The 24,292-nt window shown below is 70.8% G+C and carries 22 protein-coding genes; 9 read left to right on the top strand and 13 right to left on the bottom strand.

The genetic code is table 11. The features are described 5' to 3' along the window. The first annotated feature begins 61 nt into the window (after nucleotides 1–61). The 3 genes from ACS5RC_RS21645 to ACS5RC_RS21635 are packed head-to-tail and all read left to right on the top strand — an operon-like array spanning nucleotide 62 to nucleotide 5,629. Nucleotides 62–823, top strand: coding sequence for an ImuA protein (locus ACS5RC_RS21645; RefSeq protein ID WP_478345987.1), 762 nt, complete (start codon nucleotides 62–64; stop codon nucleotides 821–823). After that, nucleotides 750–2,312, top strand: coding sequence for a DUF6504 family protein (locus ACS5RC_RS21640; protein WP_478345986.1), 1,563 nt, complete (start codon nucleotides 750–752; stop codon nucleotides 2,310–2,312). The genes ACS5RC_RS21645 and ACS5RC_RS21640 overlap by 74 nt, the downstream gene beginning before the upstream one ends. Then, nucleotides 2,309–5,629, top strand: a complete 3,321-nt coding sequence (locus ACS5RC_RS21635) for an error-prone DNA polymerase (RefSeq protein WP_478345985.1) — start codon at nucleotides 2,309–2,311, stop codon at nucleotides 5,627–5,629. Before ACS5RC_RS21640 ends, ACS5RC_RS21635 begins: the two co-directional genes overlap by 4 nt. Before the next feature lie 7 nt (nucleotides 5,630–5,636). Here the strand turns inward: ACS5RC_RS21635 and ACS5RC_RS21630 are convergent, their stop codons facing one another. Further along, entirely contained in the window at nucleotides 5,637–6,014 is a 378-nt protein-coding gene (locus ACS5RC_RS21630; protein ID WP_478345984.1) for a cupin domain-containing protein, read from the bottom strand. Between the two features lie 99 nt (nucleotides 6,015–6,113). On the opposite strand from ACS5RC_RS21630, the gene ACS5RC_RS21625 reads away from it, so the two are divergent. After that, entirely contained in the window at nucleotides 6,114–6,554 is a 441-nt protein-coding gene (locus ACS5RC_RS21625; protein ID WP_478345983.1) for a hypothetical protein, read from the top strand. A gap of 50 nt (nucleotides 6,555–6,604) precedes the next feature. On the opposite strand, the gene fae is transcribed toward ACS5RC_RS21625, so the two are convergent. Beyond that, the gene (fae, locus tag ACS5RC_RS21620; RefSeq protein ID WP_478345982.1) at nucleotides 6,605–7,144 is read right to left on the bottom strand and encodes a formaldehyde-activating enzyme; all 540 of its coding nucleotides are present in this window, start codon (nucleotides 7,142–7,144) and stop codon (nucleotides 6,605–6,607) included. Nucleotides 7,145–7,318: 174 nt separating this feature from the next. Between fae and ACS5RC_RS21615 the strand changes: the two genes are divergently transcribed. Then, nucleotides 7,319–7,543, top strand: a complete 225-nt coding sequence (locus ACS5RC_RS21615; protein ID WP_478345981.1) for a hypothetical protein — start codon at nucleotides 7,319–7,321, stop codon at nucleotides 7,541–7,543. 18 nt (nucleotides 7,544–7,561) lie between these two features. On the opposite strand, the gene ACS5RC_RS21610 is transcribed toward ACS5RC_RS21615, so the two are convergent. From ACS5RC_RS21610 to ACS5RC_RS21570, 9 genes are all read right to left on the bottom strand, one after another. Beyond that, on the bottom strand, nucleotides 7,562–8,032 hold the full coding sequence (locus ACS5RC_RS21610; RefSeq protein WP_478345980.1) for a hypothetical protein: 471 nt from the start codon (nucleotides 8,030–8,032) through the stop codon (nucleotides 7,562–7,564). Nucleotides 8,033–8,153: 121 nt separating this feature from the next. Further along, on the bottom strand, nucleotides 8,154–11,906 hold the full coding sequence (gene metH / locus ACS5RC_RS21605) for a methionine synthase (RefSeq protein ID WP_478345979.1): 3,753 nt from the start codon (nucleotides 11,904–11,906) through the stop codon (nucleotides 8,154–8,156). A gap of 202 nt (nucleotides 11,907–12,108) precedes the next feature. Next, nucleotides 12,109–13,029: a methylenetetrahydrofolate reductase [NAD(P)H] gene (gene metF / locus ACS5RC_RS21600; protein ID WP_478345978.1), complete on the bottom strand. Its 921-nt coding sequence runs from the start codon at nucleotides 13,027–13,029 to the stop codon at nucleotides 12,109–12,111. Between the two features lie 56 nt (nucleotides 13,030–13,085). Further along, nucleotides 13,086–14,087 (bottom strand): ArsR/SmtB family transcription factor, encoded by a 1,002-nt coding sequence (locus ACS5RC_RS21595; protein ID WP_478345977.1) that lies wholly within the window; start codon nucleotides 14,085–14,087, stop codon nucleotides 13,086–13,088. A gap of 232 nt (nucleotides 14,088–14,319) precedes the next feature. After that, nucleotides 14,320–14,499 (bottom strand): hypothetical protein, encoded by a 180-nt coding sequence (locus ACS5RC_RS21590; protein ID WP_478345976.1) that lies wholly within the window; start codon nucleotides 14,497–14,499, stop codon nucleotides 14,320–14,322. Nucleotides 14,500–14,573: 74 nt separating this feature from the next. Then, nucleotides 14,574–14,993 (bottom strand): RNA polymerase-binding protein DksA, encoded by a 420-nt coding sequence (gene dksA, locus ACS5RC_RS21585; RefSeq protein ID WP_478345975.1) that lies wholly within the window; start codon nucleotides 14,991–14,993, stop codon nucleotides 14,574–14,576. Nucleotides 14,994–15,146: 153 nt separating this feature from the next. After that, nucleotides 15,147–16,160, bottom strand: coding sequence for a hypothetical protein (locus tag ACS5RC_RS21580; protein WP_478345974.1), 1,014 nt, complete (start codon nucleotides 16,158–16,160; stop codon nucleotides 15,147–15,149). Then, entirely contained in the window at nucleotides 16,160–17,533 is a 1,374-nt protein-coding gene (locus ACS5RC_RS21575; RefSeq protein ID WP_478345973.1) for an MBOAT family O-acyltransferase, read from the bottom strand. The genes ACS5RC_RS21580 and ACS5RC_RS21575 overlap by 1 nt, the downstream gene beginning before the upstream one ends. Before the next feature lie 105 nt (nucleotides 17,534–17,638). After that, nucleotides 17,639–18,073 carry a flagellar assembly protein FliX gene (locus ACS5RC_RS21570; protein ID WP_478345972.1) on the bottom strand — a complete coding sequence of 145 codons (435 nt, stop codon included), beginning with the start codon at nucleotides 18,071–18,073 and terminating at the stop codon, nucleotides 17,639–17,641. 265 nt (nucleotides 18,074–18,338) lie between these two features. On the opposite strand from ACS5RC_RS21570, the gene ACS5RC_RS21565 reads away from it, so the two are divergent. From ACS5RC_RS21565 to ACS5RC_RS21555, 3 genes are read left to right on the top strand one after another with little or no spacing between them, the layout of a single operon-like run. Further along, nucleotides 18,339–19,469 carry a flagellar basal body P-ring protein FlgI gene (locus ACS5RC_RS21565; RefSeq protein ID WP_478345971.1) on the top strand — a complete coding sequence of 377 codons (1,131 nt, stop codon included), beginning with the start codon at nucleotides 18,339–18,341 and terminating at the stop codon, nucleotides 19,467–19,469. 32 nt (nucleotides 19,470–19,501) lie between these two features. Further along, entirely contained in the window at nucleotides 19,502–19,876 is a 375-nt protein-coding gene (locus ACS5RC_RS21560; RefSeq protein ID WP_478345970.1) for a rod-binding protein, read from the top strand. After that, on the top strand, nucleotides 19,869–20,342 hold the full coding sequence (locus tag ACS5RC_RS21555) for a hypothetical protein (RefSeq protein ID WP_478345969.1): 474 nt from the start codon (nucleotides 19,869–19,871) through the stop codon (nucleotides 20,340–20,342). The genes ACS5RC_RS21560 and ACS5RC_RS21555 overlap by 8 nt, the downstream gene beginning before the upstream one ends. Nucleotides 20,343–20,466: 124 nt before the next feature. Here the strand turns inward: ACS5RC_RS21555 and ACS5RC_RS21550 are convergent, their stop codons facing one another. Next, the gene (locus ACS5RC_RS21550; protein WP_478345968.1) at nucleotides 20,467–21,369 is read right to left on the bottom strand and encodes a hypothetical protein; all 903 of its coding nucleotides are present in this window, start codon (nucleotides 21,367–21,369) and stop codon (nucleotides 20,467–20,469) included. A 311-nt stretch (nucleotides 21,370–21,680) separates the two neighbouring features. Continuing rightward, nucleotides 21,681–23,471, bottom strand: coding sequence for a chloride channel protein (locus ACS5RC_RS21545; protein ID WP_478345967.1), 1,791 nt, complete (start codon nucleotides 23,469–23,471; stop codon nucleotides 21,681–21,683). 79 nt (nucleotides 23,472–23,550) lie between these two features. On the opposite strand from ACS5RC_RS21545, the gene ACS5RC_RS21540 reads away from it, so the two are divergent. Further along, nucleotides 23,551–23,991: a MarR family winged helix-turn-helix transcriptional regulator gene (locus ACS5RC_RS21540; RefSeq protein WP_478345966.1), complete on the top strand. Its 441-nt coding sequence runs from the start codon at nucleotides 23,551–23,553 to the stop codon at nucleotides 23,989–23,991. Nucleotides 23,992–24,292: the final 301 nt, after the last annotated feature.

Raw genomic sequence — 24,292 nt, 5'->3', positions numbered from 1 at the left:
AGCCGCGATGCTCCAACGAGGTGTGCCGGCACCGAGTCCGGCCGCACCGGAAGCGAGGGACATGGAGCGCCTCCATGACGAACCGGATCGTGCGGCGGCCGTGGTCCGTGCCGCGGCGGACATCGACGCCCTGCGGTCCCGGATCGGGCCGGCCCGCGAGACGTCCGTCGCGTGCCTGCCCATCGGCGTGCCGGAGATCGATGCGGCGCTCCCGGGCGGCGGCCTCGGCCTCGGACCGCCCCACGAGATCGCGCCGGAGAGCGCGGGGGATGCGGTGGCGGCCCTCGGCTTCGCCCTCGCGCTCGTCGCCCGCCACCTCACGGGCGGGGCGGGCGAGGCGCTCCTCGCCCTCGGTCCCGGGTACCTCCTGCCCTACGGCGACGGGCTCGTCGGGCTGGGCCTCGATCCGGGGCGGCTGCTCTTCCTCGAGGGCGCCAGCGACGCCGAGGTGCTGCGGGCCGTGGAGGCGGCCCTGCACGCGCGGGCGCTGCGGGCGGTGGCTGCCCTCCTCGACGGCGGCCTGCCCCTGGTGGCGAGCCGGCGCCTCCTCCTGGCGGACGGGGGCGCCCTGCTGCTGATCCTGCGCCCGGCCGGCGCCGATCTGCCGAACGGGGCAGCGACGCGCTGGCGGATCGCTTCCGCCCCCGCCCCCCGGGACCGTTTCGGCCGCGCCGCGCACCCCCGCTGGCGCGCCCGCCTCGACCGCTGCCGCAGCGGCCGCACCGGCGACTGGATCATGGACTGGGATCATGCCGCGCATCGTTTCGCTCTGCCTGACGGATTGGCCGACCACGCGTCTGCGGCGGGCGGGCGCGGTTCCTGAGGACGGGCTGCCGCTGGCGCTCGCCGCCGCGGGCCCCGGGGGCTTGCGCCTCACGGCCGTCGATGCGGCGGCGCGCGCGCTGGGCCTGCGGGTGGGCGAGCCGCTGGGCCGGGTCCGGGGCCGGATCGGCGTGCCCCTGCGCGTCCTGCCGGCGGACCCGGAAGCCGATGCAGCGGCGCTCGCGCGACTCTGCCTCTGGGCCCAGCGCTACAGCCCGTGCGTCGCCCCCTTCGGACCGGCCGAGGCGGGGCACGGCCTCTACATCGACGTGACCGGAGCCGCCCACCTGCACGGCGGCGAGGCGGGCCTCCTCGCCGACCTCGCCGGCCGCCTCGACGCCAGCGGCGTCGCCGGGCGGCTCGCCCTCGCCGACAGCGCGGGCGCAGCCTACGCCCTCGCCCGCCATGGCCGGGAGGACCAGGCGATCGTGCCGCCGGGCGGGGCGGAGGTGGCCCTGGCCCCCCTCCCCGTCGAGGCCCTGCGCTGCGAGCCCGCCACCGCCGTCGCCCTGCGCCGGCTCGGCCTGAAGCGGATCGGGGCGCTCGCCGCGGCGGCACGGGCGCCCCTCGCCCGCCGCTTCGGCGCGGCCCTGCTGCATCGCCTCGACGCGGCGCTCGGGCTTCGGCCGGAGCCCCTGGCCATCGTGGCCGAGCCCGTCGCCTACGGCGCGTCCCGCGGCTTCCTCGATCCGATCGGGCAGCAGGAGGCGATCGTGGCCGCCGTGCGCGACCTGATGCGGGCCATCGCCCCCCGGCTCGAAGCGGACGGCCTCGGCGCCTGCGCCCTCAGCCTCACCCTGGAGCGGGTCGACGGCGTGACGCGGCGGCTCGATCTCGGCCTGTCGCAGCCCAGCCGCTCGCCGGACCGGGTCGCCGACCTGCTGCGCCTGCGCCTGGACCGGCTCGGCGCCGGCCTGGACGCGGGGTTCGGCTTCGAATCCCTCCGCCTCGACGTGGTGGCGGCCGACAGGCTGGCGGCCGAGCAGGCGAGCCTCGACACCGCTCGTGGAGAGACCAGCCGGCAGGCCGGTGGCATCGGGGATCTCGCCGACATCCTGCGCCAGCGCCTCGGCCGGCCGCTGATCCGGCTCTCGGCGCGGGCGAGCCACCTGCCCGAGCGGGCCGACGCCCTGATGCCCTGGGCCGCGGCGGCGGATTGGCCGAACCTGCGATCGTCCGAGCCGGGTGCCGGGCCGCCGCCGCGCCCGCTGGTCCTGTTCGCGCGCAGCGAGCCGGCCGAGGAGGTGATCGCCCTCGCCCCCGAGGGGCCGCCGCGGCGCTTCCGCTGGCGCGCCCGCCTGCACCGCGTCGCCCATGCCGAGGGCCCGGAGCGGATCGCCCCCGAATGGTGGCGGGGCGCCGGTCCGGCCCCGGAGCGCGACTACTACGTGATCGAGTGCGAGGCCGGGAGCCGGCTCTGGCTCTATCGCAGCGGGGCGCACGCGCCCGACCGCCCGGCCGGGTGGTTCGTGCACGGGGTGTTCGCGTGAGCCGGCCCTATGCCGAGCTCGCCGTCTCCACGAACTTCTCCTTCCTGCGGGGCGCCTCGCATCCGCAGGAATACGTGGCGCAGGCGATCGATTACGGCCTGCACGCCATCGGCATCGCCGACCGCAACACCCTCTCGGGGCTGGTGCGGGCTTACGCGGCGGCGCGGATGAAGGCGGCCCGCCCGGGCGATCCCGACCTCTGGAAGATCCGTTTCCTGCCGGGCGTGCGCCTCGTCACCGAGGACGGCTTCGAGGCGGTGACCTACCCGATGGACCGAACGGCCTACGGGCGGCTCTGCCGCCTGCTCACGGACGGCAACCGGCGCTCCCGCAAGGGCGCCTGCCGCTTCGGCTTCGACGAGCTCCTCGCCGCCTCCGAGGGGCAGCTCCTGATCGCCATGCCGCCGGGCCGCGCGCTCCACCCCCCGAAAGGCTTCCTCGCCCGGCTGGAGGCCCTCGGCGCGGCGGCGCCGGGCCGGACCTGGCTCGGCGGCAGCCACGCGCGCCGCGGCGACGAGCGCGCCCGCCTCGGGATCCTCGCCGAGATCGGGGCCCGGCTCGGCACCCCGCTCGTCGCGGTCTCGGACGCGCTCTACCACCACCCGGACCGGCGACCGCTCCAGGACGTGCTCACCGGGATCCGCGAGGGCTGCACCCTCGAGCGGGCGGGCTACCGACTCGAGGCCAATGCCGAGCGCCACCTGAAGCCGCCGGCCGAGATGGCCAGGCTGTTCGCCGACCATCCCGAGGCCCTCGCCCGCACGGTGGAGATCGCCGAGAGCTGCGGCTTCTCCCTGTCCGAACTTCGCTACGAGTACCCGGACGAGCCGGTCCCCCCCGGGCGCAGCCCGCAGGAATACCTTGAGGAGAAGACCTTCGAGCGCGCCGGGTGGCGCTTTCCCGACGGCGTGCCGGACACGGTCGCGGCGACGCTGCGGGAGGAGCTGCGGCTCATCGCGCAGATGGACTACGCCCGCTACTTCCTCACCCTGTTCGACGTGGTGGAGTTCGCCCGCGGGCGGGGCATCCTGTGCCAGGGACGCGGCTCGGCGGCGAACTCCGCCGTTTGCTACTGCCTCGGCATCACCGCCGTCGATCCCACGAAGATCCGCCTGCTCTTCGCCCGCTTCATCTCTGAGAACCGGGACGAGCCGCCCGACATCGACGTCGATTTCGAGCACGAGCGCCGCGAGGAGGTGATCCAGTACCTCTACGGCAAGTACGGCCGGGAGCGCGCCGCGATCTGCGCCACGGTGATCCACTACCGGCCGCGCTCGGCCATCCGCGAGGTCGGCAAGGTTCTGGGCCTGAGCGAGGACATCGCGGCGGCGCTCGCCGACACGGTGTGGGGCTCCTGGGGCAAGGACCTGCCGGACACCCACATCGCCCAGGCCGGGCTCGACCCGGACAACCCCGTGATCCGGCAGGCGGTGGACCTCGCGGTCGCGCTGGTCGGCTTCCCGCGCCACCTCTCGCAGCATGTCGGCGGCTTCGTGCTGACCCGGGGACGCCTCGACGAGACCGTGCCGGTGGGCAACGGCGCGATGGCCGAGCGCACCTTCATCGAGTGGGACAAGGACGACATCGACGTGCTCGGCCTGATGAAGGTCGACGTGCTGGCGCTCGGCATGCTCACCTGCCTGAAGCGCGGCCTCGCCTTCCTCGAGCGCGATTACGGCCAGCGCTACGAGACCCTGGCCGACCTGCCGCGGGAGCAACCGGACGTCTATGCCATGCTGGCCCGGGCGGATTCGGTCGGCGTGTTCCAGGTCGAGAGCCGGGCCCAGATGGCGATGCTGCCGCGCCTGAGGCCGCGGGAATTCTACGACCTCGTGGTGCAGGTGGCGATCGTGCGGCCGGGCCCGATCCAGGGTGACATGGTCCATCCCTACCTGCGCCGCAGGAACGGCGAGGAGCCGGTCGTCTACCCGGCGCCGCACCCGGCGCACGGACCGGCCGACGAGCTCTACGAGGTGCTGCACAAGACCTTCGGCGTGCCGCTCTTCCAGGAGCACGCCATGCAGATCGCCATCACGGCGGCGGGCTTCAGCCCAGCCGAGGCCGACGGCCTGCGCCGGGCGATGGCGACCTTCCGGCACGTCGGAAGCATCGGAGGATTTTCCGAGAAGTTCGTCGGCGGCATGACGGGGCGCGGCTACCCGCGGGATTTCGCCGAGCGCTGCTTCGCCCAGATCCGCGGCTTCTCCACCTACGGCTTCCCGGAGAGCCACGCGGCGAGCTTCGCCCTCCTCGTCTACGCCTCGGCCTGGATGAAGTGCCGGCACCCCGACGTGTTCCTGGCCGCGATCCTGAACGCCCAGCCGATGGGCTTCTACCAGCCGGCCCAGCTGGTGCGCGACGCCCGCGCCCACGGGGTCGAGGTGCGGGGCGTCGACGTCAATGCCAGCGCCTGGGACTGCACCCTGGAGCCGGCCGCGCAGGACCCGCCGCCGGGCGTCGCGCGCCGCCTCGCGGTGCGCCTCGGCCTGCGGCTGGTGAGCGGCCTGCCCAGGGCCGCCATGCAGCGCCTCGTGGCCCTGCGCGGCAACGGCTACGCCAGCATCGAAGGGCTGCAGGCGGCGCTCGCGCTGCCCCGCGCCGCCCTGGAGCGGCTCGCCGAGGCGGATGCCTTCCGCTCCCTCGACCTCGACCGCCGCGCCGCGCTCTGGGCGGTGCGGACGCTGGAAGGCGGCCGGGCGCGGGGCGGCCCCGCCATCGCCGCCGAGCGCCGCAGCCACCTGCTCGAGGCGCCGCTGCCGCTCTTCGCCTTCCACGCCGACGACGGCCTGTTCCGGCACGAGCCCGCGGTTGCGCTGCCCGCCATGCCGGCCTCCGAGGCGGTGGCCGAGGACTACACCGCCACCGGCCTCTCGCTGCAGGGCCACCCGATCGCCTTCTTCCGCGCCCGTCTCGCCCGGATCGGGGTGATCCCGGCGCGGGACCACGCCGATCCGCGCCGCGTCGCGGGCGGCAGCCGCGTCAGCGTGGCGGGCCTCGTGCTGACCCGCCAGCGGCCGGGCACCGCCAAGGGCGTGGTGTTCCTGACCCTGGAGGACGAGACCGGCATCGCCAACGTCATCGTCTGGAAGTCGGTGTTCGAGGCGAACCGGCGCGCGGCCATGAACGCCCGCTTCCTCGCCGTGCAGGGCCGCGTGCAGCGGGCCGGCAGCGTGGTCCACCTCGTCGCCGAGCGCTTTCGCGACCTGACGGCGGAGCTGCGGGGCCTGCGCGAGGGGGATCTGCGCCTTCCGCCCGAGACCAACGATTTCGGCGCCCCGGCGGACCGGCGCGTCTTCCGCAGCCGGGACTTCCACTGACGGCCCGTCAGGGACTTGATCCGCTCGACGGCGAGCAGTGCACCGCGAGCCAGACCGTCGGTGCCTTGGGGCTCGTCCAGGCGACGCGGTGGCGTGTCCCGGCCGGCAGGAGCAGATGGTCGCCGGGCAAGAGGGCACGGTCGGCCGCCTCGCCGTCGATCCGCAGACGGGCGGCGCCCGCGAGCACCAGCACCCACTCGTCCCAGGGCTGGTCGTACCAGAAGCCCGGCGGGCTGGCGTGACCCGTCGAGACGATGCGCTCGATCCGCAGGCCGGGCCGCGCCAGGATCTCGCTGAACGCCTCCTCGGCCAGGGCGGACGGCAGGCCGGCGAGAAGGTTGCCGGCGAGACGGTTGCCGGCGGGATCGGCGGGGCGTTCGGACATCGCGGGGCTCCTGGCGGCCGGCGGGTCTCCCGCCTCCGCGACACCGGGAAGAGGACGTTCAGGCTCGACAGGGCGGCCCGGCTGCGGCATCCAGGCGGCATGCTGCGCCTCGCCCTCGCCTGCCTCATCCTCACGGCCTCCGCCGCCCGCGCCGACGAGTGCGACGGCCTCGCCCGCCAGATCGCCGAGGCGATCGGCGGCAAGGTCGGGCGCCGCTCGGGGCCGAGCATCGACATCCGGATGCCGGGCGCGCTCAAGCTCGACCTCACCTGCCGGGCCGAGCCGATCGTCCAGGCGAGCTCCGCCGAGGCACAGCCCTCGGCGGCCTTCTTCCGCGACCTCGCCCTCGCCTCGCAGCTCGTTGTGGGCGAGTCCGCCGAGAGCGTCGCGCCGATCATCGCCCGGGCGCACGCCACCTCGCTCTCCGAGCGGCGCAAGTCCTTCATCCAGCAGAACGGATGGTCGGCGAGCTGCTACACCGATCCGGGCAGCAGCTCCCTGCGCACGCTCTGCTCGGTCGGACGCATCCCGCCGGGGTGATCCGAACTCCGCTCGACCGGAGCGGAGGCCGGATCGAAAAGCCCGCCGGATCAGTAATCGATCACGTCTTCCAGAGCGTAGTGCTTGACCGTCTTGCGGTTGGCGATCAGCTCGTCGACCGTCGGCTCGCCCTTCAGCGCGCGGGCGATGGCGAGCTTCGTCGCCTCGTAGTTCGTCCGGTAGAGGTCCTTGCGGTCGAGGTTCTCGTCCTCGGAGCAGCGGACGTCGAGCCAAATCATGATGATCATGCACAGGTCGTCGAGGCCGTCCTTGGGCAGGATGCCCTCGATGATGCAGTCGACGATCGCGTCGCCGGTGGCTGCCTGGACGACGCCGCCGAGAAGCTCGGCATACTCGGCCGTGTGGATCGTGACCTTGGTCGTCATCATCGTGGCCGGGCGCACGAGCTGGTTGAGGTCGCGCACCACGAACATCCGGGTGTGGCCCTGGACCTGACCCATCATCGAGGCGAAGGCCTGGCCCACCGGGCCGCGGGTCGAGCCGATCAGCACCTCCGGCATCGCGTCGGTGTACTGCCCCTCGGCGGCGAGCACCGTCGCCTCGCCGGTGCGGAACCAGATCTCGGACATTTTTCTTGCTTCCTTGCGTGTCGGTCGCGCCGGGGCGCTCACCCGCGCAGACACCACCGCCCGGGCCGGGCGTCAATCCGCCGTCCGGGCCATGGCCCTGGTCACGGGCGACGCGATGGGCCATGACGGGCGAGCCCCCTTCGAGGGCACGGGACGGCGAGGATGGCGCGGACGATGCGGCAGCCGGGCAAGGACAGCGAGACGGGGGCCTGGACGTTGTCCGCGACGGCCGTCGCGGAGGGCGTGCGCCTCGAACTCGGCCTCGCCGACCTCAACGGGGCGCCCGCCACCGCCATCCTGATCCTGGAGCGCAGCGAGGCTCGGGCCTTCGCGCGCGCCCTCCTCGCGGCGGCGGGCGATGCCGCCGAGCGGACCTTCTCGCCCGCCCAGGACGACTGACCCGCGGGACGCCCCGCCTCAGCGCGCGACGGACCCGACGCCTACGTTGCCGCGGCCCGGCAGGCGCGGAACCTTGGTGCCGCGCCGCTCGATCGGCGCATCGCAGCGATAGGCGAACTCAGTCTGGAGATCGTTGAACACGGTCTCGCCCGAGATCTGGCAATCCTCGCGCACCGTCTCGTCGAGATAGGTCCGCGCCGCCAGCCGGAAACGCTCGACCCGGGTCTCGGCCGGATCGCGCCCGGCGAAGCGGTCGCCGACGCTGCAGCCCGTGACCTCGCGCAGCGTGTTCGAGACGATCAGCATCCGGCGCTGCTGACGCTGGTCGTAGACCTCGTAGGGGTCCTTGCAGCCGATCGTCACCACCTGCGGTGTCAGGCTGACATAGGTCTTCGAGATGTAGGCGAAGCCGGTGCAACCCGCGAGAGCGAGACACGGGCCGAGCGTGAGGGCGAGCACGCCAGCGAGCCGTCGCATCGTCGTCCCCATTCCCTCGACCCTGACCTTGCCGAACCGCCGCATTGAAACGGCTGCGCTTGCCCGGTCAAGCGCAGCCAGGACACAACCCTCCCGCAAGTGTCCGGCGACGTGCCGCTTCAGAGCTGGACGGCTACTCCGCGGCGGCCGCGAGATAGCGGGCCGGATCGTAGTTCAGGATCGGGCCGAGCCAGCGCTCGACCGCGTGCGGATCCATACCCTTGCGCGCGGCGTAGTCCTCGACCTGGTCGCGCTCCACTTTGGCAACGCCGAAGTAATGCGCTTGCGGATGGGCGATGTAGAGCCCGGAGACCGAGGAGCCCGGCCACATGGCGTAGGATTCGGTGAGCTTCACGCCGATGCGGCTCTCGGCCTTGAGCAGGTCGAACAGGGCGACCTTCTCGGTGTGATCGGGCTGGGACGGATAGCCGGGCGCCGGACGGATGCCCGCGTAGGTCTCGTGGACGAGATCCTCGGTGGCGATCGCCTCGTCGGCGGCGTAGCCCCAGAATTCCCGGCGCACCCGCTCGTGCATGCGCTCGGCGAAGGCCTCGGCGATGCGGTCGGCGAGCGCCTTCACCAGGATCGCCCGGTAATCGTCGTTCGCCCGCTCGAAGCGCTCGGCGATGCGGACTTCCTCCAGGCCCGCCGTGACCACGAAGCCGCCGACGTAATCGGCGATACCGGTCTGGGCCGGCGCCACGAAATCGGACAGGCAGGTGTTCGAGCGCCCGTCGCGCTTCGAGAGCTGCTGGCGCAGGCCGTGGAAGGTCGCGAGCGTCTCCGAGCGGCTCTCGCCGGTATAGAGCGTGATGTCGTCGCCGACACTGTTGGCCGGCCAGAAGCCGATCACCGCCTTCGGGTTGAACCAGCGCTCCGCCACGATCTGCTTGAGCATCTCCTGGGCATCGTCGAACAGCGCCCGCGCGGCCGGACCCTGCTCCGGGTCCTCGAAGATCGCCGGGTAGCGGCCCTTGAACTCGTAGGTCTGCAGGAACGGCGTCCAATCGATGTAGGGCACGAGGTCGGCCACCTCGTAGGAGCCGTAGACGCGGGTGCCGGTGAAGCTCGGCTTGGTCGGACGGTAATCCGACCAGTCGATCTTGAAGGCATTGGCCCGCGCCTTGGCCAGCGGCAGGCGCAGCTTGTCGGTTTCCGAGCGGGCATGGGCCGCCGCGACCTTGGCGTACTCCGTCCGGACGGTCTCGATGGTGGCGCCGCGGGTCTCCTTCGAGAGCAGGCTGGAGACCACGCCCACCGCGCGGCTCGCATCGGTGACGTAGACCGCTTGGCCCCGCGCGTAGGCCGGGTGGATCTTCACCGCCGTGTGCACGCGGCTCGTGGTGGCGCCGCCGATCAGGAGCGGCACGTCGAAGCCCTCGCGCTCCATCTCGGAGGCGACATGGACCATCTCGTCGAGCGAGGGCGTGATGAGACCCGAGAGCCCGACGATATCGACCTTCTCGCGCCGCGCCACGTCGAGGATCTTGGCCGCCGGCACCATCACGCCGAGATCAATGATCTCGTAATTGTTGCAGGCGAGCACGACGCCGACGATGTTCTTGCCGATGTCGTGGACGTCGCCCTTGACGGTCGCCATCAGCACCTTGCCGGCGGCTTGGCGCTTGCCGTCGCCGCCGTTGGCGCGCTTCTCCTCCTCCATGAAGGGCTCGAGATAGGCCACGGCCTGCTTCATCACCCGGGCCGATTTCACGACCTGGGGCAGGAACATCTTGCCGGCGCCGAACAGGTCGCCGACCACGTTCATGCCCGCCATCAGCGGGCCCTCGATGACGTGCAGCGGGCGCTCTGCGCCCTGGCGCGCCTCCTCGGTGTCCACGAGGATGTACTCGGTGATGCCGTTGACCAGCGCGTGCTCGATGCGCTTGGCGACCGGCGCCTCGCGCCAGGTGAGGTCGGCGGTCTTGGCCTTGGCATCGCCACCGGTCTTGAAGCGCTCGGCCGCCTCGAGCAGCCGTTCGGTGGAATCGTCGCGGCGGTTGAGGACCACGTCCTCGCAGAGCTCGCGCAGCTCCGGCTTGATCTCGTCGTAGACGGCGAGCTGGCCGGCATTGACGATACCCATGTCCATCCCGGCCTGGATGCAGTGGTAGAGGAACACCGCGTGCATCGCCTCGCGCACCGGCTCGTTGCCGCGGAAGGCGAAGGACAGATTCGAGACGCCGCCCGAGATGTGGGCGTGCGGCAGGGTCTCGCGGATCTGGCGGGTCGCCTCGATGAAGGCCACGCCGTAGCCGTTATGCTCCTCGATGCCGGTGGCGACCGCGAAGATGTTCGGATCGAAGATGATGTCTTCCGGCGGAAAGCCGATCTGCTCGGTGAGGACCTTGTAGGCGCGAGTGCAGATCTCGACCTTGCGCTCCAGCGTGTCCGCCTGTCCCTGCTCGTCGAAGGCCATCACCACCACGGCGGCGCCGTAGGAGCGGCACACCTTGGCGTCGTGGATGAACTTCTCCTCGCCCTCCTTCATGGAGATCGAGTTCACGATGGCCTTGCCCTGGATGCACTTCAGGCCGGCCTCGATGACGTGGAACTTCGAGGAATCGACCATCACCGGCACGCGGGCGATGTCGGGCTCGGCGGCCACGAGGTTGAGGAACTCCACCATCGCCTTCTCGGAATCGAGCAGGCCCTCGTCCATGTTGACGTCGATGATCTGAGCGCCCGCCGCGACCTGGTCGCGGGCGACGTCGAGCGCCGCCGCGTAGTCGCCGTTGGTGACGAGCTTGCGGAACTTGGCCGAGCCCGTGACGTTCGTGCGCTCGCCGACGTTCACGAAGGGGATCTCCTTCGTGAGCACGAAGGGCTCGAGGCCCGACAGCCGCATCAGACGCGGGACCTCGGGGATCTGGCGCGGCTTGTGGGCGGATACCGCCTCGCTGATGGCGCGGATGTGGTCCGGCGTGGTGCCGCAGCAGCCGCCCACCATGTTGACGATGCCGCCCTCGGCGAACTCGCCCACGAGCTTGCCCATCGCCTCCGGGCTCTCGTCGTAGAGGCCGAACTCGTTGGGCAGGCCGGCGTTCGGGTAGGCGCAGACCAGGGTGTCGCAGAGGCGCGACAGCTCGGCTATGTGGCCGCGCATCTCGCGGGCGCCGAGGGCGCAGTTGAGGCCGAAGGTCAGCGGGTCGGAGTGGCGCAGCGCGTTCCAGAACGCCGCCGGCGTCTGACCCGACAGGGTGCGGCCGGAGAGGTCGGTGATGGTGCCCGAGATCTGGATCGGCAGCCGGATCCCCGTCTCGTCGAAGACCTGCCAGGCCGCCGCGATCGCCGCCTTGGCGTTCAGCGTGTCGAAGATCGTCTCGATCAGGATCAGCTCGGCGCCGCCGTCGATGAGGCCGCGGACCTGCTCGACATAGGCCTGCTTGACCTGATCGAAGGTCACCGCCCGGTAGCCCGGGTTGTTCACGTCCGGCGAGATCGACAGGGTGCGGTTCGTCGGACCGATCGCACCGGCGACGAAGCGGCGGCGCCCGTCTTGCTGCTCGGCGAGCCGGGCGGCCTCGCGGGCGAGGCGGGCGCCCTCGGCGTTCAGCTCGTGGATGATCGATTCCATGCCGTAATCGGCCTGGGCGATGGTGGTGCCCGAGAAGGTGTTGGTCTCGCAGACGTCGGCGCCGGCCAGGAAATAGTCGAGGTGGATCTGCCGGATGGCATCGGGCTGCGTCAGGATCAGGAGGTCGTTGTTGCCCTTCTGGTCGTGGCCGTGATCCCGGAAGCGCTCGGCCCGGAAATCGGCCTCCTGCAGGCCGAGCCGCTGGATCACCGTGCCCATCGCCCCGTCGAGGACGAGGATCTTGTCCGAAGCGCGCTGGCGCAGGGCGCGCGCGATCTCGGTGCCGTCGACGGGAGGGAATGCAGTCATGTCGGACGATCCTGAGCGGTGTGCCGGGAGGCGATGGCCGGACGTGCCGGTCCCATCAAGGCATCTCGGCCTGAGATGCCGGAGCGAAGCGGAGGCCTACGGAGACCTCCGGACAGATCGGTGACAGCCCGAAACACACCCGAGACACGGCCGGTTCGCGGTCGCGGCTCGGGAACGAGGGTCAGGCTGGGGTCGGGCGCGGTCAGGCCGCCTTCGCGGCCGCCACCTTCGGCGCCTGGGACCGCAGGCCGAGCAGGTGGCAGATCGCGTAGACGAGGTCCGAGCGGTTCATCGAGTAGAAGTGGAAGTCCTGCACGCCCTGATCGACGAGGTCGAGCACCTGCTCTGCGGCCACCGCGGCGGCGACGAGCCGGCGCGTCTCGACGTCCTGCTCGAGCCCCTCGAAACGGGCGGCCAGCCAGTAGGGCACCGAGGCGCCGGTGCGGCGGGCGAAGTTCGCGGCCTGCTTGAAGTTCTGCACAGGCAGGATGCCGGGCAGGATCGGGATCTCGATGCCGGCGGCCCGCACCTTGTCGAGGTAGCGCAGGTAGATGTCGTTATCGAAGAAGAACTGCGTGATCGCTTGGTCGGCGCCGGCATCGACCTTGGCCTTCAGGGCGTCGATGTCGGCATCCAGGCTCGCGGCCTCCGGGTGCTTCTCCGGATAGGCCGAGACCGAGACCTTGAAGTCGCCGATGCGCTTGATGCCAGCGACCAAGTCCGCGGTCTGCGCGTAGCCGCCGGGATGGGGCCGGTAGGTATGGCCGACGCCCTCGGCCGGATCGCCGCGCAACGCCACGATGTGGCGCACGCCCGCGTCCCAGTAGGATTGCACGACCTCGTCGATCTCCTCGCGCGTCGCGTCGACACACGTGAGATGGGCGGCGGGCTTCAGCTCGGTCTCGCGCACCATGCGGGCGACGGTGTTGTGCGTGCGCTCGCGGGTCGAGCCGCCGGCGCCGTAGGTCACCGAAACGAATTTCGGCTGGAGCGGGGCCAGACGCTCGATCGAGGACCACAGGATGCGCTCCATCTCCTCGGTCTTCGGGGGGAAGAACTCGATGGAGACGCGGATCGGACGGTAGCCGTCGCGGCTGGCGCGGTGCTGGGAGGCGGTGGGCATCGTGCGTCCTCTATGTCGTTCGGTTCAGACGACGTCTCGGAAAGCGGGAACGGGGCTCAGGCGACGGCGCGCTCGGGCTCGGCGGCGGCCTCGGCCTCCGTGGCGAGCCAGAGCGTGACGGTGAGTTGCGCCTGGGCGGTCGGGGTGAGATCTCGGGTCGCCACCGCGCCGAGGCCGGCCTCGGCAAGCCAGCCCGAGACCTGATCGGCGGCGAAGCCGAGACGGCGATGAGCCTGCGACTCGCGCAGGAACTCAAGATCGTGCGGCGCGAAATCCACGACGAGCAGCCGCCCGCCCGGTGCGACGAGGCGAACGGCCTCGCGCAACGCCCGCGCCGGATCGTCGAGATAATGCAGCACCTGATGCACCACCACGAGATCGAAGCTGCCGCGGGCGAAGGGCGGCGCGTTGATGTCGCCCTGGCGCAAATCGACCTTGGCGAGGCCGAGCCGCTCCAGGTTCGCCCGAGCCACGGAGAGCATGGCGTGGCTCGAATCGAGGCCGGTCGCCCGCTCGGCCCGCGGCGCGAGCAGGCTCAGCATCCGGCCGGTGCCGGTGCCGAGATCGATCAGGCTGCGGATCGGGCGTGACCCGAGCGTCTCGAGGACGGCAGTCTCGACCACGGTCTCGGGAACGTGGAGCGAGCGCAACTCGTCCCATTTGGGCGCGAGGCGTGCGAAGAAGGTCTGGGCCGCCTCTGCGCGCTGGCGGCGCACCGCCTCCAGCCGGGCGCGGTCCTCGGAGAGCGGCGGACCGGCCCGCTCCAGCCCGGCGAGCAGCGGATCGACCAGCAAGGCCCGGTTCTCGGCGAGCCGAAAGAAGGCCCAGGCGCCCTCGCGGTGCCGCTCGATCAGTCCGGCTTCGACGAGAAGCTTCAGGTGGCGGGAGATGCGCGGCTGCGACTGCCCGAGAATGTCCGTCAGGTCGGAGACCGAAAGTTCGCCGTCGGCGAGCAGCGCGAGAATGCGCAGCCGCGTTTCCTCTGCGGTCGCCCGCAGGGCAGCGAGCGCCTCGGGAAACGAGACCGTCGGTGATGGACCGGACCGCGTGATAGACATAAAGATATCTTTATGTCCGTTTCGATCGGGCCGCAAGGGGAAATGCATCGGTCCCGCGCGATGCTCTCGCCGGGTGAAGCCTATCCGTCACGGGGTCAATTATGAGAAGCTGATGCGACGGCGGCGCCCAGTCTGGACAACGGCTCGCCGCGATCGTCCGGGCGGAAAGCTACCCTTGTCCGGCGACGAGCGGGACCGCTCGACGCTCTGAGGCAGGTTCCGCAGTCGGATCTCAGGTGTGCTCGGTGCCGGGCCGATTCGGGCGCGGCGCCTCGCCGTGGGTCTTGGTGAAGCTGGACCGGCTCGGGTCGTGCTTCTGCCGCGCGACGCGGCCGCGCATCCAGAGGGCGGCCGCGATGACGATCGCGAGCGTGGCCAATGCGAGAATGATGACGAGGTAATCGCTATGCATGACAGTGCCTCTGCTCCCGCACGTTAAGGCGGGCCGATGCACGATCGTTCCGGTTGCCGCGTCGGGCGCGGCGATCAGTCGTCCCGGTAGACGCGTTCGCGACGCTCGTGGCGCTCCTGCGCCTCCAGCGAGAGGGTTGCGATCGGCCTTGCATCGAGGCGCTTGAGGGAGATCGGCTCGCCGGTTTCCTCGCAGAAGCCGTAGGAACCGTCCTCGATGCGGGCCAGAGCCGCATCGATCTTGCCCGTCAGCTTGCGCTGGCGGTCCCGGGCTCGCAGCTCGATCGCCCGGTCCGTCTCCGAGGACGCGCGGTCGGCGATGTCGGGGTGGTTTTCGTTCTCGCTCTGCAGCGCGACGAGGGTATCCTGCGCTTCCCGCAGGATGTCGCTCTTCCAGCCGAGCAGCTTGCGCCGAAAGTACTCGCGCTGCCGATCGTTCATGAAGGGCTCGTCGTCGGACGGCACGTAGCCCTCCTCCAGCGTTACCTTCGCCATGTGCGCCCTCACACGTTGCCTATGGCCAACCGACGGCAATAAACCCGTGCCGTATAGTCGAGGCGGGTTGCTGCCACAACGGACAGGGAGGCAAGGTCCGGACCTGCGGCGCACGCCACGCGCGGTTGCGACATCGCAGCCACGGTCGGAGCCTCATCGGGCCTGTCGGCGAAGCCGCGCGAGGGCCGCCGCGATGTCGTCCCCGATCCGGTCCGCGAGGGCGTGGCGGTAGTGGGTCTGGTCGAAGAACAGCGTCGGGTCGCGCGATTCCGGTCGCTCCGTGCGCCAATCCAGCACGGCGCTGCGCGGATGGGCGGCGGCGGCCGCCACGATCGCCGCCCGGCAGGCGGCCTCGGCGGTGGCGCGCGGCGTGCCCGGCCGCGGCAGGGCCGCCGCGTAGACCGGCGGCAGCACGAGCACGACGGGCGTCCCGTCCGGCACGTGGGCGAGCGCCGCGCGCAACCGCTCCGCGGCGGGGAACGGGCCCGCGCTGTGCGGGTCGGCGGCGTCCGGAGCGCGCCGCTCGCGGTCGGCGACCCGCCCCGGATCGTCGGGGAAGCCGAGCCGCAGGTAGTCCGGCTCGTAGTCCCACCAGCCGTTCGCCGCCGCGACGGGGCGACGCTTGCTCAGGAGCCAGCCGATCCGTCCGACGACTTCCTGCGCCACGGCGTAGCGCATGAGGCCGCGCAGATAGACCGCCGTGTCTGAGGCGAACAGCCAGAACGGGAAGGGCTTGTCGTTGGGCAGGCTCGGATCGTCGCCGCACCAGAAATCGTCCGGCGCGAGCACGATCACCTGCGGCTCCGGATGGTGGCGCAGGTACCAGTCGAGGACCGTGAGCTGCTCGGCCGGCCGCGTCGCCGGGATGGCGAGCTGCACGAACGGGATGCCGGTGCGCTGCCCGAGGCGCGCCGGGTCGATCAGCTGGATGTGCGAGTTGCCGATGATCGCGCCCGTGAAGGCGGGGTCGCGGCCGCGCACCGCCGCGGCGGTGCGCGGGCCCTGTGGCCGCACCGCCCCGACCGAGAACAGGCGGGAGCGCCCGCTGTCGTAAGGGTCGATCGCGAAGGCGAGCGCGAGATAGCCCGCGAGCACGCCGATCGCCGTTCCGAGCAGGAGGCGGGCGAAACGCTGCCAGGACTGCGCGGGATCCGGAGGAAGCGCCATCAGAACTGGAAGTAGATGAACTCGTAGTTCGCATCGTCCCCGATCTTCAGGAGCACGACCACGAACAGGAGCGCGAACAGGAGCGCGAACGCGCGCGACGGTGGCAGGCGATGGATCGCCGCCCAGGCCGTCGGTCCGAGGGTCGCGACGGCGGCAGCGGTCGCGATGGCCCGCCACTTGAAGCTCGCGCCTGAGGGCCCGAGGCCGGCCATCCCTTTCAGCACGAGGAGCGCGCTCCCGAAGCTGGTGGCCCGGAACAGAACCCAGGTCAGGATCACGAAGGCCGCCGTCAGCGCCCAGCCGAGGAGAGCCGGCATCGGCAGGCCAGCCCGGCGCCAGAGCACGCCGGCGCAGAGGCCGAGCCCGTGCAGGGCGCCCCAGGCGACGAAGGTGAGGCCCGCCCCGTGCCAGAGGCCACCGAGCGTCATGGTGGCGAGGAGCGCCGCGAGCTGCACCGCAAGGCCGCGCCGGTTCCCCCCGAAGGCGATGTAGAGATAGTCGCGCAGGAAGCGCGACAGCGTCATGTGCCAGCGCCGCCAGAAATCCTGCAGGCTGGTGGCGCGGTAGGGCACGTCGAAGTTCTGCGGCAGGACGAGGCCGAACAGCAGCGCGATGCCGAGCGCCATGTCGGTGTAGCCGGAGAAGTCGAAATAGATCTGGAAGGTGAAGCCGAGCGCCGCCTGCCACGCCTCCGCGGCGGGGACCGCGTGGCCCGCACCGGCGGCCTGGAACACCGGATTGACGTAGGCCGCGAGCGGATCGCCGAGGAACACCTTCTTGGCGAGACCGACCGTGAGCAGCATCAGCCCGCGCCCGATCCGCTCGGCGGCGTCCGGCCGGGCATAGGGCCGCTCGTCGAACTGGTGCATGATCTCGCTCCAGCGCACGAGCGGGCCGGCAAGAACCTGCGGGAAGAAGGCGATGTAGAGCGCGTATTTGGTGAGCCCGAAGCCCGGGGCGCGGCCGGCCCTGAGATCGGTCAGGTACATGATGTGGTGGAAGGTGAAGAAGGAGATCCCGAGCGGAAGGATCCATCCCGGCCGGGCGAGATCCACACCGGGGATCGCGTCGAGCAGATCCGTCAGGAAGTCGAGGTACTTGAACAGCGCCAGCACGGCGAGGTTGCCGGCGATGGCGAGCGGCACGAGCCCGTCCCGTCCCGTCCTCAGCACCGCGCGGGCGATGCCCCAGTTCGCTAGGATCGAGCCGGCGAGGAGCGGCACGAAGCGCAGGTCCCACCAGCCGTAGAAGACGAAGGACACGAGGACGAGGAGTGGCAGCCGCCAAGCCGGCCGGTAGCGCTCCACGAAGCCGTGGAGGGCGAAGGCGGCGGGCAGGAAGGCGAGGAGGAAGACGAAGGAGTTGAACAGCATCGGCCGCGGGCCCGGCCGCGCTGCCGGATGATTTGTCTGGCGCGCCTTGTCGAGGATCGCGGACGGAGCGTCAAATGGCGATCGCGCGGGGTGGCCCGGGCGGCGTCAGGCTCCGTGCCGGACCTCGAGCTTGGCGATCTCGACCGCGGCCCGCAGCTCGATCTCGGCGATCACCCCGTCGAGGCGCGGATCGCCCGAGAGCGCGGCGCGCTCCGCGAGCCGGCCCGCGATGGCCCGCAGGTCGTGCGTCGCGACCCGGCCTGTGAGCAGGGCCGCCTTGAGCTGATCCAGGCCGTCGAGGAGGTCGTACCCGCGTCGCGCGCTGCGGCGGCGGCGCTCCTGGGGGGTGTCGGCCTGATTCTGCAGGACGAGCACCGCATCGAGCCCGGCCAGGGTCGCGGGCGCGGGCGCGCCGGCCGCGGGCCCGGCCGGAGCGGACGCCGGTCCGGCCGCGAGGCTGAAGCTCGAGCCACCCTCCGGCCGCCGCGCGGAGGCGATCGTGGTCGTGCCGAGTGGCGGCGCTCGATTGTCGATGCGCATGGGGCGAAGATCCAGGGCGAAGCATCGGACGCGAGGAGCGCCCTGCCCGAGCCTCGCGTCCGCGGGGTTAACCCGCAGTAAACGGGCCGGCAGAACCTGCCGGGTCGGCAGGTTGGGCGCCAGGCAAAGCGCCGTCGGCGAGCGGGCATCGATCGATAAAGTCTTTCTCTATCAAAGTGATAGCAGATCTCAAACTCTGGCACGCCGCTGGCAGGGCACGGACACGTTCGAGCCTCGTTCCGTGCGCTGGACCCTTGGAACACCGATGCAGAATCGCCCTGCCCTGTCCCGCCTGTTGATCGGCCTGCTGGCGCTCGCGCTGCTCGCCGTCGGCGGTGTCGGCCCGGCCTTCGCCCTCTCGCGCGTGAAGGATCTCGCCTCGATCGAGGGGGTGCGCCAGAACCAGCTCGTCGGCTACGGCATCGTCGTGGGCCTCAACGGGACGGGCGACACACTCAACAATATCCCGTTCACCAAGCAGTCGCTCCAGGCCATGCTGGAGCGGCTCGGCGTCAACACCCGCGGCGCCACCATGCGGACGCAGAACCTCGCCGCGGTGATGGTGACGGCGAATCTGCCGCCCTTCGCCGCGCAGGGCACCCGCATCGACGTGACGGTCTCCTCGCTCGGCGACGCCAAATCGCTGCAGGGCGGCACGCTCCTCGTCACGCCGCTCCTGGGTGCCGACGGCGAGGTCTACGCCCTCGCGCAGGGCTCGGTGGCGATCGCCGGCTTCGCGGCCGAGGGCGAGGCCGCCAAGATCACGCGCGGCGTGCCCACCAACGGCCGCATCTCCAACGGCGCCAACATCGAGCGCGAGATCGCGTTCAAGCTCAACGACGCGCGCTCCCTGCGCCTGTCCCTGCGCAATCCGGACTTCACCACCTCGAAGCGCATCGCCGCGGCGATCAACGACTTCATGGGATCGGACACGGCCGAACCCACCGATCCGGCGACGGTCACGATCCAGATCCCGGGCAAATACAACGGCAACATGATCCGCCTGATCACCGAGGTGGAGCAATTGAAGGTCGAGCCGGACCAGACCGCGCGCGTGATCGTCGACGAGCGCTCGGGCATCATCGTGATGGGCCGCGAGGTCCGCGTCTCCACGGTGGCGATCGCGCAGGGCAACCTGACGGTGACGATCACCGAGCAGCCGCAGGTCAGCCAGCCCGCCCCGCTCTCCGGCGGCCAGACCGTCGTGGTGCCGCGCACCGGCGTGAAGGTCGATACCGGCGACGGCAACAAGCTCGCCCTCGTCAAGGAGGGCGTGACGCTGCGCGACCTCGTCGACGGCCTCAACGCGCTCGGCGTCGGCCCGCGCGACCTGATCTCGATCCTGCAGGCGATCAAGGCCGCCGGCGCGCTGCAGGCCGACATCGATCTGATGTGACGCTGTTTCCACCGCCACCGGAGGGATATTCCATGCTGCCGCTCGCGACCTTCGCCGCCTCCGCCGCCATCGGCGTCGGCAAATCCATCGCCGGATCGATCACGCAATCGCTCAGCCAGGGCTCGGCCGCCGCCGCCAGCCCGGCCGCGACGCGGGCGCGCAAGACCGCGACCGACTTCGAATCGATGTTCCTCGAGCACAGCCTCGACCGCATGACCCAGTCGGAGGGGACGGACGGTCCGCTCGGCGAGAACGGCACCGGCGGCGGGGTTTACCGCTCGATGCTGACCAAGGAATACGCCCAGCAGATCGTGAAGAGCGGCGGCATCGGCATCGGCGACCAGGTCTTCCGCGAGATGATGAAGATGCAGGGCGCCAGCGATACGATGGGGGCCGCCCGTGGCTGAGGCCCCCGCCCCCCGCGTCGCCGACCGGCCGGGCGCCGAAGCGCTGCTCGCCGAGGTGGGCGCCGCGATGGTCGCGCTCGAGCGGTGCCTCGCCGAGGAGAGCGACCACGTCCGCGCCGGGCGCCTGCGCCAGGGCGTGGCCGATCCCGAGCGCAAGGGCGCGCTCGCGGCCACCTACATGCAGCGCCTCGAGATCGTGAAGGCGAACGCGGTGGCGCTGGCCCGGTTCGCGCCCGAGGGCATCGTCCGGCTGCGCGAGGAGCACAAGCGCTTCACCGCCGCGGTCGAAGCGAATCAGGCCGTGCTCGGCACGGCGCGGTCGGTCACCGAGGGCCTGATCAAGTCGCTCGCCGCGGACCTGGGACGGGCGGCGACGCCCACGATCTACGGGACGCCGTCGCACGCGCCCTCACCCTACGGCCGGGGGCCGCGCACCGGTCCCCTCGTCCTGTCACGCAGCCTGTAGCCCACCCGCCCTCGCGCGCTGTGAAGCGGGTGGGAGGATGGGGGGCGGCCCGTCGGCGGGAGCGACCGACGCGCAGGTTTGTCTGGCTGAGGCGGAACACCGAACTTGACAGACCCGACCGCTGTCAGGCCGCGAGATCGAGCCAACTGCTGCCGCCCGGCTTGGAGTTCGGATAGACGGCCTGGAGTTGCGGATTGGTGGCGACGAAGACGCGGCCCTGAACGGGGCTCGGACCCGAGAGTTTGAAGAAGCCGGGATCGGTGGTCGCTTGCAGCCGGATGTTCTGGTTGAACTGCGGACCGCCGGAGGAGCACTGAGCGATCGTCAGCTTCAGCTCCGTCGCACCGGAGCTCTGAATGCTGTCCACGATGACGATATGGTATCCGTGCTCGGGCGTGCCGAAGATCACCAGACTGAGCGGCTGGACATCCGTCAGGTTCCAAGTTCGGAAAAAGCCGCTGCCCACCTTCAGGTACTCATGCGGATAGTATCCTGGATAGGCGGAATAGAGTTTGATCTGGTATAGATAATTAAAGACGAATCCGACGCAATCCCAGCCATAGCCGCGCTTGGCGATGAAGCTCTGCATTCCGGCAGCGAAGTTCGCTTTCGATGTCAGGAACTCTGACATCGGAACACCGAGACGTTCGATGACGGTGACCTGTTTTCCCTTGCCGTCCTTCTCGTCGTGCTTGAGATCGACCTTGAGCTTCTGCACAGCTTCGAAATTATCGTAGATCCATTCCCACACGAGGATGAAGTCGGCGACGTAACCCTGGCCCTTGCCGAGGTTCGCCCATTGCTTCGTGCTCTGGGACGGGCTTTGGCCCTTGGTCGGGCCGGCCGTGCTCTTCATCCTGACGATCTGGTTCTGCAACCCGTCGGACGTGTAGTTGAAGCCGTTCTCGTGTGATCCGCTCACGTACTGGTTCAGCCGGATCGGCTCGTCGCCCCAGCGACCGAACATCCCGATTTTCGAGATCCAGGTGGCGAAGGCGGACGGTGGGAGAAGAATCGCGCGTGCCATGAGGTTACCCCGTGCACTTGGACGCGCCGTCCGGTCGATTCCGCCGCCGATCGAACCCTCTGCGATCGGCGATAGCCCGCGGGCGCGAGTCGGACCGAAGCAAAGGTTAGCATGATCCCCGATGCGCCGGGAACCGGCCGGATGGCCGGGCCTCGACCCGGGCGCCCCGCTCCGCATGCTCCGGCCCTGGCGAGGGTGCAGCGCTCGACCGATGGTCGGACAGGACGGCGAGACGGCCGGAGGCTTGGGTCGCCCCACGCCGCGCGACCGGTCGAGCGGCCCGCGCCGGAATCGGTGCCGGGCCCCGTCTCTCAGGCTGCCGGCGCCCGCGCGGGCCGCCGGCGAGAGAAGTAGGCCCGGCGCTCCGCCTCGGAGCGGTTGAAGGCAGCGCGGACCTGCAACAGATCCTTCCGGGTGACGAGACCGACCAGCCGGCCGCTGTGCGGATCCGTGACCGGCAGACGTCCCTGTCCGGTCGTCAGCATGAGGTCGATGGCTTGGCCCGTCACGTCGTCGGGGTGGAGGACGGCCAAAGAGGCGTCCGAGACCCGGTCGCCCAGTTCCTCGTCCGCGTGACCGCCCTCGGCCCGCCAGCCCAGGGCGTCGCCGCGTGTGACGAGGCCGACAGGCCGACCGGCCGCGTCGACGACCGGGTAAGCGTCGTGGTGGCCGACTTCGAGGGCCGCCACGGCCTCGGATACCCGCAAGGTGGCGGCGAGCGTGTCGACCGCCGAGACCATCACCTCGGACACGCGCATGAATTCGTGCGGATCGATCCCGTACTCGCGGGTGACGTGCTGGCCGCGCCGCGCGATCTTCTCCGTCAGGATGGAACGCCGCAGCAGCAGCACAGTCACCGCATAGGCCGAGGCGGAGGCGGACAGAAGCGCGGGAAGCGCATGCACGTCCCCGGTCAGTTCCACCGCGAACAGCGCGCCCGTGAGCGGTGCCCGCATGGTTCCGCCGAGCATCGCCGCCATGCCGAGAAGGGCCCAGAAGCCCGGCTCGCCCGGAAGGAGCATTCCGATCAGCCATCCCAGCGTTCCGCCCAGGATCAGCAGCGGTGCCAGAACCCCGCCCGACGTGCCGGACGAGAGCGCGAGCAGCCAGATCGCGGCCTTCACCAGCAGAATCAGCAGGACGGCCTTCACGGCCATGTGGCCGCCTAAGAGGTCGCCGATGACGTCGTAGCCGACGCCGAGAGCCCGCGGCTCGATCAGGCCACCCAGGCCGACCGCCACTCCTCCGAGCGCCGGCCACCACATCCAGTGGATCGGCAGGCGCTCGAACGCATCCTCGAACGCGTAGAGCAGCGTGGTCAGCAGGCCGGAGAGGAGGCCCGACACCACGCCAAGGCCGGCGCAGACGGCGAGGCTCCACCAAGGCAACACGGGATCGCCCGTGAAGGGAAACAGGGGGCCGGAGCCGAACAGCGCCGGTCGCAGCATCGTGGCGGTCACGGCCGCCACCACCACGGGCACGAAACTGCGCGGCCGCCACTCGAACAGGAGCAGTTCCACCGCGAGCAGGACCGCCGCGACGGGTGTCCCGAAGATCGCGGTCATGCCCGCCGCCGCGCCCGCGACCAGCAGGGTTTTCCGCTCCGCGGCGCTGAGGTGAAAGAACTGCGCGAACAGCGAACCGAGGGCGCCCCCGGTCATGATGATCGGGCCCTCCGCACCGAAGGGACCGCCCGTGCCGATCGAGACGGCGGAGGAGATGGGCTTGAGCACGGCGACCTTCGGCGACATGCGGCTGCCGCCGATCAGGATGGCCTCGATCGCCTCGGGGATGCCGTGGCCGCGGATCTTCTCGGATCCGAACCGCGCCATCAATCCGATGACGAGGCCGCCGGCCGGCGGCACGCAGACCATCCAGAGCGACGGGGTCGCCCGCGCCAGAGACGTCGCCGCGACGTCGAGCCGCCCGAACCAGACGAGGTTGGTCACGAGCGCGATGAGCGCGAGGAGGCCCCATGCCGCGACCGTCCCGGCGAGGGCGACGACGACGGACATGGCCCCGAGCAGCACGAGCCTACGGTCGGCACGGAAATCGCCCAGGGCACGTCGCTGGGCGGGTCGGTCCGGCTTCATGCTGACCATCTGATGGTAGTCTCCGCTCCCGAATGGCGATGGATATATATCGGGTTCCGATATAAAAAACCCCTGGTGGAGGCGGTGCGTGGATTCGAACGCGGGTCTTGGTCTGACGCGTGAGGCCTATGCGGCGATCGCCGCCTTCCGGCTCGAGTTGCGCCGTTTCCTCGCCTTCAGCGAGCAAGCGGCCGGCAAGGTCGGCCTCCCGACGCAGCAGCATCAGGCGCTTCTGGCGATTGCCGGGCAGGAGGCGGCGCCGTCGGTCGGCTTCGTGGCCGAGCAGCTTCTGGTCGCGCCGCAGACGGCGGCGGAACTGGTCGCGCGCATGGTGGAGAGCGGTCTGCTGACCAAGACCCCTGACACCCACGACAGGCGCCGGGTGTCGCTGGGCCTGACGCCGAAGTCAGAGGCGCTTCTGCAGCAGCTGACGGCCGCTCATCTCGACGAGCTCAGAACGCTCGAGCCGGTTCTGACGCGCGCCCTCGACCGCGCGCGGCGCCGAAAGCGCGACGCTCAGCGCGCCTGATGGAATGGACGCGGGCGTGCAGAGGGCCATTCGCGCAGCCATCCGACAACGCCTCTTCGGTCCTTGCAACGCCCTCGTTCACCACGGGCATTAATAGGCGCGTCGATGGCCGCAGCATCGTCGGGACGCGGATCGGATGCGGGACCGCGATACGACCGCGCGGGAATGAAGGTGGCGGACAATGCGTCCCGGATTGACGAGCCGCGGACCTTCAAGCCGGGCATCCGAAGGCTGTCGCTGCAGATCCCGATGGGGTGTTTGTCGACCGCAGCGACGGTCTTCGGCGACTCCTCCGACCATT

Source organism: Methylobacterium sp. HJ2, from assembly GCF_056431005.1.
This window is presented reverse-complemented; position numbering and strand designations above follow the sequence as displayed.

Coding starts and splice junctions, on each gene's coding strand:
- ACS5RC_RS21625 (WP_478345983.1), top strand. CDS start 6,114: ATGCTGCGCCTCGCCCTCGCCTGCCTCATCCTCACGGCCTCCGCCGCC.
- ACS5RC_RS21565 (WP_478345971.1), top strand. CDS start 18,339: ATGCAGAATCGCCCTGCCCTGTCCCGCCTGTTGATCGGCCTGCTGGCG.
- ACS5RC_RS21560 (WP_478345970.1), top strand. CDS start 19,502: ATGCTGCCGCTCGCGACCTTCGCCGCCTCCGCCGCCATCGGCGTCGGC.
- ACS5RC_RS21580 (WP_478345974.1), bottom strand. CDS start 16,160: ATGGCGCTTCCTCCGGATCCCGCGCAGTCCTGGCAGCGTTTCGCCCGC.
- ACS5RC_RS21590 (WP_478345976.1), bottom strand. CDS start 14,499: ATGCATAGCGATTACCTCGTCATCATTCTCGCATTGGCCACGCTCGCG.
- ACS5RC_RS21645 (WP_478345987.1), top strand. CDS start 62: ATGGAGCGCCTCCATGACGAACCGGATCGTGCGGCGGCCGTGGTCCGT.
- ACS5RC_RS21545 (WP_478345967.1), bottom strand. CDS start 23,471: ATGGTCAGCATGAAGCCGGACCGACCCGCCCAGCGACGTGCCCTGGGC.
- dksA (WP_478345975.1), bottom strand. CDS start 14,993: ATGGCGAAGGTAACGCTGGAGGAGGGCTACGTGCCGTCCGACGACGAG.
- fae (WP_478345982.1), bottom strand. CDS start 7,144: ATGTCCGAGATCTGGTTCCGCACCGGCGAGGCGACGGTGCTCGCCGCC.
- ACS5RC_RS21550 (WP_478345968.1), bottom strand. CDS start 21,369: ATGGCACGCGCGATTCTTCTCCCACCGTCCGCCTTCGCCACCTGGATC.
- ACS5RC_RS21615 (WP_478345981.1), top strand. CDS start 7,319: ATGCGGCAGCCGGGCAAGGACAGCGAGACGGGGGCCTGGACGTTGTCC.
- ACS5RC_RS21595 (WP_478345977.1), bottom strand. CDS start 14,087: ATGTCTATCACGCGGTCCGGTCCATCACCGACGGTCTCGTTTCCCGAG.
- metF (WP_478345978.1), bottom strand. CDS start 13,029: ATGCCCACCGCCTCCCAGCACCGCGCCAGCCGCGACGGCTACCGTCCG.
- ACS5RC_RS21575 (WP_478345973.1), bottom strand. CDS start 17,533: ATGCTGTTCAACTCCTTCGTCTTCCTCCTCGCCTTCCTGCCCGCCGCC.
- metH (WP_478345979.1), bottom strand. CDS start 11,906: ATGACTGCATTCCCTCCCGTCGACGGCACCGAGATCGCGCGCGCCCTG.
- ACS5RC_RS21570 (WP_478345972.1), bottom strand. CDS start 18,073: ATGCGCATCGACAATCGAGCGCCGCCACTCGGCACGACCACGATCGCC.
- ACS5RC_RS21610 (WP_478345980.1), bottom strand. CDS start 8,032: ATGGGGACGACGATGCGACGGCTCGCTGGCGTGCTCGCCCTCACGCTC.
- ACS5RC_RS21630 (WP_478345984.1), bottom strand. CDS start 6,014: ATGTCCGAACGCCCCGCCGATCCCGCCGGCAACCGTCTCGCCGGCAAC.
- ACS5RC_RS21640 (WP_478345986.1), top strand. CDS start 750: ATGCCGCGCATCGTTTCGCTCTGCCTGACGGATTGGCCGACCACGCGT.